The organism is Nocardioidaceae bacterium SCSIO 66511 (genome assembly GCA_023100825.1).
Taxonomy (GTDB): Bacteria; Actinomycetota; Actinomycetes; order Propionibacteriales; family Nocardioidaceae; genus Solicola.
Window position 1 is genome coordinate 1252852 of sequence record CP095846.1, and the last position, 10807, is coordinate 1263658.

At 68.7% G+C, this 10807-nt stretch carries 9 protein-coding genes; 8 read left to right on the forward strand and 1 reads right to left on the reverse strand.

Annotated elements, in window-relative coordinates:
* Positions 1–151: 151 nt before the first annotated feature.
* Together MU582_05815 and MU582_05820 are read left to right on the forward strand one after the other, a co-directional pair.
* Positions 152–3007: a glycosyltransferase family 2 protein gene (locus tag MU582_05815; GenBank protein UPK76157.1), complete on the forward strand. Its 2856-nt coding sequence runs from the start codon at positions 152–154 to the stop codon at positions 3005–3007.
* The gene (locus tag MU582_05820) at positions 3004–4491 is read left to right on the forward strand and encodes a DUF5719 family protein (GenBank protein ID UPK76158.1); all 1488 of its coding nucleotides are present in this window, start codon (positions 3004–3006) and stop codon (positions 4489–4491) included. The genes MU582_05815 and MU582_05820 overlap by 4 nt, the downstream gene beginning before the upstream one ends.
* 4 nt (positions 4492–4495) lie before the next feature.
* On the opposite strand, the gene MU582_05825 is transcribed toward MU582_05820, so the two are convergent.
* On the reverse strand, positions 4496–4945 hold the full coding sequence (locus MU582_05825; protein UPK76159.1) for a metallopeptidase family protein: 450 nt from the start codon (positions 4943–4945) through the stop codon (positions 4496–4498).
* 51 nt (positions 4946–4996) lie between these two features.
* Between MU582_05825 and MU582_05830 the strand changes: the two genes are divergently transcribed.
* The 6 genes from MU582_05830 (at position 4997) to mtrA (ending at position 10806) form a co-directional block, all read left to right on the forward strand.
* The gene (locus MU582_05830; GenBank protein ID UPK76160.1) at positions 4997–5353 is read left to right on the forward strand and encodes a DUF3499 domain-containing protein; all 357 of its coding nucleotides are present in this window, start codon (positions 4997–4999) and stop codon (positions 5351–5353) included.
* Complete coding sequence (gene manB, locus MU582_05835) at positions 5350–6729, forward strand: phosphomannomutase/phosphoglucomutase (protein ID UPK76161.1); 1380 nt, start codon at positions 5350–5352, stop codon at positions 6727–6729. The genes MU582_05830 and manB overlap by 4 nt, the downstream gene beginning before the upstream one ends.
* 31 nt (positions 6730–6760) lie before the next feature.
* On the forward strand, positions 6761–6943 hold the full coding sequence (locus MU582_05840; protein UPK76162.1) for a Trm112 family protein: 183 nt from the start codon (positions 6761–6763) through the stop codon (positions 6941–6943).
* Positions 6943–7953, forward strand: a complete 1011-nt coding sequence (locus MU582_05845; protein UPK76163.1) for a hypothetical protein — start codon at positions 6943–6945, stop codon at positions 7951–7953. Before MU582_05840 ends, MU582_05845 begins: the two co-directional genes overlap by 1 nt.
* A gap of 693 nt (positions 7954–8646) precedes the next feature.
* Entirely contained in the window at positions 8647–10077 is a 1431-nt protein-coding gene (gene ahcY / locus MU582_05850) for an adenosylhomocysteinase (GenBank protein UPK77117.1), read from the forward strand.
* A 102-nt stretch (positions 10078–10179) separates the two neighbouring features.
* Positions 10180–10806: an MtrAB system response regulator MtrA gene (gene mtrA, locus MU582_05855; GenBank protein UPK77118.1), complete on the forward strand. Its 627-nt coding sequence runs from the start codon at positions 10180–10182 to the stop codon at positions 10804–10806.
* The last annotated feature ends 1 nt before the right edge of the window (position 10807 follow it).

The window sequence follows — 10807 nt, forward strand, 5'->3', positions numbered from 1 at the left end:
GTGCCTGCGTCACCCGATGGGCTTTGTGGTGCTCGCGAGAAGCAGGATCTCCAGTCCTGGTTCGCCGCGATGCCGCCCGGTTCGGGAGCGGAGGCCGCCGGCCGGTGAACGGGGTTCGCCGAGATGACCGAACGCCGACCCGAAGGTATGCATGACCGCAGTTTTCGAGGATGAGAATCCGCCTGACCAGGCGTGGCTCTCGAATCCCCCGTCCGTTGCTGCGGTACTCGTTGCACACAACGGTGCTCGCTGGCTGCCGCAGACGCTGCAGGCACTCGGCACGCAGACCCATCACGCGAGCCACGGCATGGCGGTCCACGTCACATCGACCGACGAGACGCCGGAGATCTTGGCGCGCACCTTCCATGAGTCGGCGATCGTCGAGGTTCCGGCGGGCACCGGCTTCGGTGACGCCGTACGCGCGGGGCTCGACTCTCTGGCGCGTACCGAATGGATCTGGCTGCTGCACGACGACTGCGCGCCTGCCCCCGATGCGCTGGAGCGCCTGCTCGACGAGGCGATCGCATCCGGCGCCGATGTGGTCGGCCCCAAGGTGCGAGAGTGGCCGACGTTGCGTCGGCTGCTGGAGGTCGGAGTATCGATCACCGGCACCGGCCACCGCGAGACGGGTCTCGAACGCGGCGAACCCGATCAGGGCCAGCACGACCGTGCGCGCGATGTGCTCGCCGTGAGCAGCGCCGGAATGCTGGTCAAACGCGAGATGTGGGATGCCCTCAACGGGTTCGACCCCGAGCTGCCGTTGTACTTCGACGACGTCGACTTCGGCTGGCGAGTCGCTCGCCACGGCGGTCGTACGCGCGTCGTACCCCGGTCGGTGATGTTCCATGCGGAGGCGAGTGCGCGCTCGCAGCGACCTACGGCGCGGCGAGTGCATCCGCGTCCTCGTCGCGACGCACGCAAGGGCGCCCTGTTCACGTTGTTGAGCAATGCCAGCCTGCCCGGCTTCTGCTGGCAGTTCCTGCGGCTGTTCGTCGGCACCGTCCTGCGGTCGATCGGGCTCGTCCTGGTCAAGGCTCCCGGCGATGCCCAGCAAGAGATCGCGGCCCTGATCTCGGTGTACGCGCGGCCGTGGCGGATCCTCGCGGCACGCCGACGGCGGGCCGCCACGTCGACGGTTTCCGCGGCCGACGTACGCCATCTACTGCCGTCCTGGTCGATCCCGTATCGACACGGCGTCGACGAGATCGGCGATGTCATCTGGGGTCTCACGCGTACGCCGGACGCCGATGCCTCCGGGCGACGGGCGGCCGTTGTCGAGTACTCCCACGTCGCCGACCTCGACGACGAGGCCGAGCCCGACCGGGGCATCGTGGCGTTTGCGCGCAGGCATCCCTGGGCGGGCGTCGTCGCCGTGCTGTCGTTGGCATCACTGGTCGCCTGTTGGGGACTGATCGGCTCCGGCTTGTTGTCGGGAGGGGCGCTGCTACCCGCGCCCGACTCGACGGGCGCCTGGTGGAGCACGTTCGCCGCCTCCTGGCACGACGTCGGTCTCGGCAGTGATCGCTTCGGCCCGCCGTACGCGTTCGTCCTCGCATTGCTGTCGGTGTTCACGTTCGGCCATCCAGGCTTGGTGATCGACGTGGTGGTCATCGGGGCCGTGCCACTCGCGGCGGTCACTGCGCACCGGCTCGCGAGGCGGTTCCTGCAGTCCGGCTGGCTGCAGGCGGCGTGGGCGGTCGCCTACGCCTTCGCGGTCGTCGCTTCAGGTGCGCTCGGCCAGGGCCGTTTCGGATCCCTGCTCGGGCTGGTGCTCGCACCGGTCATCGTGAACGCCGGCATCTCTCTCGTGCAGCGGTCGTCACTGCGACGCGGCTGGCAGGAGGGCCTACGCGTCGGACTCTGGCTGAGTGCGCTCACCGCGTTCGTACCGATCGCGTACGTCGTGACCATCTGCGGGCTCCTCATCGCCGTCGGCCTTCGCGGTCATGCGCGCGAATGGCTGTCGCTCGCGCTCGCTGCGGTGGTGCCGTTCGGCGTGCTCGGCCCGTGGATGTGGGAGCGCGCGCTCGATCCGCGCATGTGGTGGTGGGAGGCCGGACTCGCCGACGGCGGCTTCGGTTCGCTGGAGCCCGATGCTCTCGACGTCGCTCTCGGCCAGGCCGGCGGACCGTACTCCGCGCCGGCGTTGTTCGGTATCGGACTGCTCATCGTCGGCGTGGCAGCACTGATCCCGGGACGCAGGCGTACGGCGGTGTTGTGGGCCTGGCTGATCGGGCTGCTGTGCTTGGCTTTCGCGGTCATCGGCGCAGGTACGACGTTCGAGGTGCCGGGTGTGTCCGGCGAGGCGTCCGCCTGGATCGGATTCGTGACCGTGTGCTGGCTCAGCGCGCTCGGCGCTGCCGGCGCCATTGCTCTCGACGGTATGCAGTCCGATGACAGACGCGCGCTGGGTCGTACGCTCGGCGTCGCCGGTCTCGTCGTCGGCCTATCCGCCCCGGTACTCATGGGCGCGTGGTGGCTCGTCAACGCCGACGGCGGTGCGGTGGACCGCGGCGATGCGAGCGACCTGCCCGCGTTCGTCTCAGCGGCTGCGGCCGATTCGGGCGGGTCGGTGGTCGTACTCGACGGTGCGGACGGTGATGCTCTGAGCTATCACGTACACACCGATGACGGTCCCCGACTCGGAGACGAGTCGGTGCTGCCGGATGCCGACGACCACCCGGACTTCGCTCCGCTCATCGCCGCACTGGCGTCGGACCCGACGCAGGCCGAGGTCGACGAGCTGGCGGACTACGGCGTTCAGGGATTCTTCGCGCGTCCTCCGGTCGACGAGTCGTTGACGGTCGCATTCGATTCGGCTCCCGGCTTCGAAGTGTTCGGCAGCAGCGTCCCCGACTCGCGGGTGTGGATGCTCAAATCGCGACCAGATCCGTCCGATGGCGACGGCAGCGCGCTTCGGCCGTGGATGGTCGCGGGGCAGCTCGTCGTCCTCGTGGTCGTCCTCGTGGTCGCCACACCCGGCCGACGTAGTAGGAGGCGAGCATGAGCCGGAGAATCAGCACGCCACCGCCGTCGAGCGGCACGGGTTCGCGTACGACCGGGTTGCTGGCCGGGGTCGTCGTGGTGATCGCCGCGGCACTGTTGGCGTTGGCCGCTACTCGTACGAGCGGGAGCGACGTCGAGCCGAGCGCGACCGACGGCGTGGCCGGCACCGCACCGATCTCGACGGTCGGACGATCCTGTGCGACGTTCGGCACCGAGTCGGATACGCCGCCGCTCGAGGTCGGTAGTACGACCCTGCGCTCCGACGACTCATCGGGTGAGGGCGCGAACACTGCCACCAAATCGCCAGGTGGCAAGAAGATCGGGGCGTTGACGGTCGGCGGCCCGGGTGAGTGGGCGCAGAGCTCGGTGCCGGGCGCCGACACCTCGGCGGTCGTCATCGACGCCTCCGGCGGGCTCGCGCCGATGAGCACCGCATTCGGCGCGACCCGGGCACCGGGTGCATCCGGCTCCGGCCTCGCCGTACAGACCTGTCCGTCGGCTCATGCTCAGTCGTGGTTCGTCGGCGCGGGCAGCACTGCCGAGCACTCCGGAACCCTCGTCCTCACCAACCCCGGCAACGTCGACGCGGTAGTGGACGTCGCGATGTACGGCGCCGACGGCCAGGTCAGCGTCGTCGGAGGTTCGGGCGTCCCCGTCAAGCCCGGCCAGACCAAGCGGTTGCCGCTGGACGACCTCGGCACCGGAGAGGACGAGCTGGCGCTTTCGGTGTCCACGAGCCGCGGGACCATCTCCGCATCGGTGCTCGACGCGACCGGCAAGCTCGCGGCTCATCGGGGCTCCGACTACCTGCCGGCGGCAGCCGATCCGTCCACCGATTCGGTCGTCGCGGGCGTGCCCGCCGGCGCGGACGGCGGTGAGCTGATCATCGCGAATCCGAGCGACCGCGCTGCGAACGTGTCGATCACCGTGCTCGGCAAGGACGGCGAGTCGACGCCGAGCGGACTCGAGAGCGCGTCCGTCGGGGCGGGCTCGGTCAAGAAGGTGGCGCTGCCCGGCAACGTCGTAAACGGCTCCATGTCCGTGCGGCTCAAGTCGGAGGTGCCGGTGACGGGCGCGGTCCGTGCGTTCTCCGCGGCCGACCTCGCGTACGCGACCTCCGCGGAGCCGGTCACCGGCACGGTCGCCGTGCCGGTCGGATTCGGCGGAACCACGGTCGACGTCTCGGCGGCATCCGCGGCGGTGAAGGGGAGCAGCACGCTCCAGCTGCGCGCGTACGACTCGAAGGGCAAGGAGTCGGGCAAGGGCAGCGTCGATCTGGAGGCGGGCCAGACGAGAGCCTTCGACCCGCTGCAGGTCACCGGAGCGCGAGAGAACGACACCGCGTACGTCACGCTCACCGCAGAAGGTAAGGGCGTACGCGCCGCCGCGACGTTCAGCGACGGTGACGACTGGAGCACGGTGCCGCTCGCCGACCTGCCCGCGACCGTCGTACGCCCGGCCGTCGAGGTCGGCTCCCTGCGCTGACGAGTCAGCGGTGCTGGGGGTCGATGTCGTCGGGGTCCATGTCCCACACGACCGCAAGCTCCTCGACGATCGTGGCGAGTACCAGCTCGGCGAGATCGCTCGCGTCGGCACAATGCGTCAGCAACGGCCGACGGAACACCACGACGCGTGCCGGAGTATCTGGACCCTCCGCGACGCTGCTCGCGTACGGAACGGGGCGTACCCATTCGTCGGGCAGTATCGGGTGGTCCTCGACGGCGAAGTCGACGGCGTCGATGCGCTCGGGGAACTTGCGGCGGAGCCGCTCGACGACGGCCAGTACGAGCTCATCGAACTCAACCGACGGCGATCGTTGCGCGGGCACCCCCGCCGGGGCGAGCGGGCTCGACAACGCGAGCGGGCCACGCATCCCGCGCCCGCGGCGGTCGCGCCGCCGACCCGGCCGGCCGCCACCGGCCGTTGCTTTCGACTCCATCGCGGTGAGCCTAACGACCGGTCCGGGCGAGCGACAGGTACCGTCTGCCACGTGAGTCCAGTCCGCCGTTGTTCACGTACTGCCTGCACGCGCCAGGCGATCGCCACACTGACGTACGTGTACTCGGATCAGACCGCAGTGCTCGGCCCGCTCGCGACCTACGCGGAGCCGCACAGCTATGACCTCTGCGATTTCCACTCCGAGCGCCTGTCCGCGCCACGGGGCTGGGAGGTGCTGCGGCTGGCGCCCGATCCCGAGGCGATACAGCCGTCGCACGACGACCTCGAAGCGTTGGCCGATGCGGTACGCGAGGCCGCCCGGCCGGTCGAGACGCCCGAACCACAGGGCGACGGCGTCGAGGTAGGACGCCGCGGTCACCTTCGGGTGTTGCGCTCGAACCAGCCATGACCACCGGGTACGACCACCGCGTCGACGCGGTGCTCAAGGCGTACGACGTGCGGGGCGCGACGCCCGATCCGCTCGACGCCAGGCTCGCCGCAGCGTACGCGAGCGCGTTCGCCGAGTACGTGGAGCCCGATGCGCACCGTCCGGTCCTGCTCGGCCGCGATGTACGAACGACGTCCGAGCCGATTGCGACGGCCGTCGCCGAGGCACTCACCGCCGCCGGCCGAGACGTCGTCGACCTCGGTGTCTGCTCGACCGACCTGCTGTACTTCGGCTCCGGCGACTACGACGCACCCGGAATCATGATCACCGCGAGCCACAACCCCGGACGCGACAACGGCATGAAGTTCACCCGGCGGGGCGCGCGCCCGATCGGCCGAGCAGATGGGTTGGCCGACGTCGCCGAACGCGCAAAGGCCTTGCTGGCAAGTCGCTTCCCAGTCGCGCACACCCCTGGTCGGCTGACGCGGCGCGACCTCTCCGGCGCGTACGCGGACCGACTTCTCGAGCTCGCTCCAGTGCACGGACGCCGGCTCAAGGTGGTCGTCGACGCGGCCAACGCCGTTGCCGGGGTCACCGTGCCCGAGGTGTTCGGCAGAGTCGCCGTCGACCTTGTCCCGTTGTACTTCGAGCCCGACGGCACGTTCCCGAACCACGAACCGAACCCGCTTGCACCGGAGAACCTCGTGGACCTGCAGGCGGCCGTCCGCGAGCACGATGCCGATCTCGGCCTCGCGTTCGACGGCGACGCGGATCGCTGCTTCGTCGTAGACGAGACGGGTGCCGTGGTGAGCGGCTCGGCGATCACCTGCCTGATCGCATCGCGGGTGCTCGCAGAGCATCCGGGAGCAACGATCCTGTACAACTTGATCTGCTCGCGGGCCGTACCCGAGGCAGTTGTCGCGAGCGGCGGCGTTCCCGTACGTACGCCCGTCGGCCACTCCTTGATCAAAGCCGAGATGGCGCGTACCGGCGCCCGTTTCGGCGGCGAGCACTCGGGCCATTTCTACTTCGCCGACTTCTTTCTCGCCGACTCGGGCATGCTCGCGGCGCTGCATGTGCTCGGTGCGCTGGCAGCGAGTGGCAATCCGCTGTCGGAGCTGCTCGCCTCGTACAACCTGTACGCGGTCTCCGGTGAGATCAACAGCGTCGTCAACGATCAGACGGAGGCGATGCGTCGGGTCGCCGCCGCGTACGCCGATCTCGACGAGACCGAGGTCGACCACCTCGACGGCGTCACGGTTCGTCATCCGGGCTGGTGGTTCAACGTACGAGCGTCCAACACCGAGCCGGTGGTTCGGCTCAATGTCGAGGCGCTCGACCATGCGTCGATGCAGGCGCTGCGCGATGAGCTGCTCGCGGTGATTCGGGCATCCTGACGGTGCGGTGCACTGCCATCACGATGACGCGATGGCATCCTTGGGTCTGATGAACCTCGATGACTCGCTGCTGGAGATCCTCGTCTGCCCCGTCTGCAGATCGAGCCTGGTCGTCGACGACGACGCATCCAGGTTGGTGTGCGGATCCTGCGCGCGTACGTATGCCGTACGCGACGGCATACCGGTGATGACGGTCGGCAACGGCGCCAGCTGATGTTCGACGACACCAGGCTCGACGACGCCGAGGTCCTCAGCCGTGCCGATCAACGCCTCAGGTTCCTCGCAGAAGCGGGCGCTCGCGTACGCGCGGAAGTGCAGCTCTCGGCAGAGCAGCTCGACTCGATCGGCGAGCAGAGCCCACCGCGCGCCGTTGTCGCCGCGGGCAAGGGCGCGAGGTTGCTCCGTGCCGTACTCGAATCGACGTGCCCGGTGCCGTTCGTCGCCTGGCCGGGTCCTGGGCTGCCTGGGTGGGCCGGCCCGCTCGACACTGTTGTCGTCCTTGCGCAGGCCCATGACGATGCGAGCGCCGCAACCGCGGTAGCAGAAGCGCGCCGTCGTGGCTCGACGCTACTCGTCACGTCGATACGCGGATCGCAGATCGAGGAGCGGGCCGTCGGGCCGCACTCCATCGTCCTGTCGACCCAATCCGACGACTCGCTCGCCGGCGCGGTGGTGCTGCTGCAGGCGATGGCGCGGCTACGGCTCGGGCCCGCGGTCGACGGCGAGGCGGTCGCGCGATCGCTCGACGACGTCGCCGCGCGTTGCTCGCCGTTCGTGGACTCGGCGACCAACCCGGCCAAACTGCTCGCGCTGGCGCTCGGTGACGGTGTCCCGCTGCTGTGGGGCGGCTCCTCGCTGGCCGCTCGTGCCGCGCGCCGCATCGCCGAGGCGGTACGCCGAGAGACGGGCAAGCCTGCGTTCGCGGCCGACGTCGACCACCTGCTTCCGGTGCTGGAGCGGACTCCGGAGAAGGACGTGTTCGCCGACCCGTTCGAGTCCGGCGGGGGAGCAGCCAGGCCGTGCGTACTGATCGTGGACGACGGCACGGACGACCAGTCGGTGACCGCAGAGCGGACCCGGCTGGCCGAGGCGGCGCAGCGCTTCGACGTACCGGTCGAGTACCTGAGCGAGGGCGGCGGATCCGCGCTGGCCCGCTACGCATCGGCGCTCGGCCTCGGTACGTACGTCGCGGCGTACCTCGGCATCGCGATCGCCGACGGGTAGGGCGGTCTGGCGGTTGCGGTTCGCCTACCCGCCACTGCGGTCCTCGTCGCTGTCGGCTTTCCCTCTCCCTTCGGTACGACCACCCGCCTGCCTGATTCTCTGCGCTGTCGGTTTTCCCTACTGCGACGGCCGGGCAAAAGACGCGGCGACGCGGGAGGCGCACCTATCGGCTGGGGTTCGCCGCCGGCTAACGCGTTCCGGTCGGCTTTTGCGTGGTGGGTGGGTGGTGTTTTACCAAGTAAGCATGGTGAAACTCCACCTTGCACGGCAGGCACACCGTGCAAAGTGACACGTTGCCGTGCCCGTTGGTACGTACGTGGCCACCGTGACAGGAGTCCACTCGCTCGCGTCGCGCGCGCCGACCGTCGTTGCGGTTTGCCTTGGTACCAAGGCAAGCCGCACCCCACACTCGTACGCCCCAAGGGAAGTTGTCACTGCCCAAGGGACACTTCCCGTGGACAGTGACAATCGTCGTTGGGAAGCACCTCACCTTGCCCCGCAACCACCCCAAAGTGGCGGGGCAGCCGCCAAACAACCGCACCGAAGAGCCGCCTCCGCGCGTCGCCGCGTCTTTTGCCCAGCCGAAGGAAGCGGGGCGGGCGACCGCGACGAGAAGTGAAGCGGCGGGTGGTCGCCGACGTACCCGGCGACGCCGAGCAGGCGAGCGGCGACCTGACCGCTACGCTTGACGGCATGGATTACAACGTCGCCGACCTGAGTCTTGCCGAGTACGGCCGCACCGAGATCACCCTGGCCGAGCACGAGATGCCCGGCCTGATGGCGATGCGCGAACGCTACCGCGACTCCGCGCCGCTTGCCGGTGCTCGGATCGCTGGTTCCCTGCACATGACGGTTCAGACGGCGGTGCTGATCGAGACGCTGATCGACCTCGGCGCCGAGGTGCGCTGGGCGAGCTGCAACATCTTCTCCACCCAGGACCACGCCGCGGCCGCGGTGGTGGTGGGCCGCGACGGCACCCCCGAGGCTCCGGCGGGCGTGCCCGTGTTCGCCTGGAAGGGCGAGTCGCTCGCCGAGTACTGGTCGTGCACCGAGAAGATCCTGACCTGGCCCGAAGGTCAGTACGCCAACATGATCCTCGACGACGGCGGCGACGCCACGATGCTCGTGCACCTCGGCAAGGAGTACGAGGACAAGGGCGTCGTACCCCCGCCCGAGAGCACCGACAACGCCGAGCTGCAAGAGGTGCTGAAGGTGCTCGCTCGCACCCTCGAGTCCGACCCGAAGAAGTGGACGCGAGTCGCGGAGAACATCCAGGGCGTCACCGAGGAGACCACGACGGGCGTACACCGCCTGTACGAACGCGCTCGTGACAACACGCTGCTGTTCACCGCGATCAACGTCAACGACTCGGTGACGAAGTCCAAGTTCGACAACAAGTACGGCTGCCGCCATTCGCTCGTCGACGGCATCAACCGCGCGACCGACGTGCTGATCGGCGGCAAGGTCGCGGTGATCTGCGGCTACGGCGATGTCGGCAAGGGTTGTGCCGAGTCGCTGCGCGGCCAGGGTGCCCGGGTCATCGTGACCGAGATCGACCCGATCTGTGCTCTCCAGGCGGCGATGGACGGCTACCAGGTCTCACGCCTCGACGATGTCATCGGCGAGGCCGACATCGTCGTCACGGCGACCGGCTGCAAGGACGTCGTGACCGCCGACCACATCGCCGCGATGAAGCATCAGGCGATCCTCGGCAACATCGGCCACTTCGACAACGAGATCGACATGGCCGGCCTCGCCGCCACGCCGGGTGTCGAGCGCAAGCAGGTCAAGCCTCAGGTCGACGTGTGGACGTACTCCGACGGCAAGTCGGTCATCGTGCTGTCGGAGGGGCGGCTGCTCAACCTCGGCAACGCGACCGGTCACCCGTCGTTCGTGATGTCGAACTCCTTCACGAACCAGGTGCTCGCTCAGATCGAGCTCTACACCAAGGGCGACAACTATCCGATCGGCGTGCACGTCCTCCCCAAGCATCTCGACGAGGAGGTTGCTCGGCTGCATCTCGCGTCCCTCGGCGTGGAGCTGACCGAGCTGAGCAAGGACCAAGCGGACTACCTCGGCCTCGATGTGGCGGGTCCGTTCAAATCGGAGCTGTACCGCTACTGACATGAGGCTTCTCGGCAAGGGAGACGTGTGGACACCACGAGCGACAAGGTGAGCGGCGGCGGGCGGGTGCTCGTCGTCGACGACGACACCGCACTGTCGGAGATGTTGACGATCGTGCTGGAGAACGAAGGCTTCGAGCCGATCGTGTGCAGTACGGGCGACCGCGCGCTCGCGGCGTTCCATGAGTACAAGCCGGACATCATCCTGCTCGACCTGATGCTCCCGGGCATCGGCGGCATCGACGTGTGCCGGGCGATCCGCGCCGAGTCGGGTGTGCCGATCGTGATGCTCACCGCCAAGAGCGACACCGTCGACATCGTGCTCGGGCTCGAGTCGGGCGCCGACGACTACGTGGTGAAGCCGTTCAAGCCGAAGGAGTTGATCGCCCGGATCCGCGCCCGGATGCGCCAGTTCGAAGAGGCGCCGCCCGAGACGCTGACGATCGGCGACCTGTCGATCGACGTCGCGGGTCACCGGGTGACCCGTGCCGACGAAGAACTCTCCCTGACGCCGCTCGAGTTCGACCTGTTGCTGTGTCTTGCCCGCAAGCCATGGCAGGTCTTCACCCGCGAGGTGCTGCTCGAGCAGGTGTGGGGATACCGGCACGCGGCCGACACCCGGCTGGTGAACGTCCACGTACAACGGCTGCGTTCGAAGATCGAGCATGACCCGGAGCACCCGCAGATCGTTCTCACCGTACGTGGGGTGGGATACAAGGCGGGCTCGTGAG

Bases quoted from the DNA above. Each gene is read 5' to 3' on its own strand.
- MU582_05815 (UPK76157.1), top strand. From the start codon at position 152: ATGACCGCAGTTTTCGAGGATGAGAATCCGCCTGACCAGGCGTGGCTC.
- MU582_05820 (UPK76158.1), top strand. From the start codon at position 3,004: ATGAGCCGGAGAATCAGCACGCCACCGCCGTCGAGCGGCACGGGTTCG.
- MU582_05825 (UPK76159.1), bottom strand. From the start codon at position 4,945: ATGGAGTCGAAAGCAACGGCCGGTGGCGGCCGGCCGGGTCGGCGGCGC.
- manB (UPK76161.1), top strand. From the start codon at position 5,350: ATGACCACCGGGTACGACCACCGCGTCGACGCGGTGCTCAAGGCGTAC.
- MU582_05840 (UPK76162.1), top strand. From the start codon at position 6,761: ATGGCATCCTTGGGTCTGATGAACCTCGATGACTCGCTGCTGGAGATC.
- MU582_05845 (UPK76163.1), top strand. From the start codon at position 6,943: ATGTTCGACGACACCAGGCTCGACGACGCCGAGGTCCTCAGCCGTGCC.
- ahcY (UPK77117.1), top strand. From the start codon at position 8,647: ATGGATTACAACGTCGCCGACCTGAGTCTTGCCGAGTACGGCCGCACC.
- mtrA (UPK77118.1), top strand. From the start codon at position 10,180: ATGTTGACGATCGTGCTGGAGAACGAAGGCTTCGAGCCGATCGTGTGC.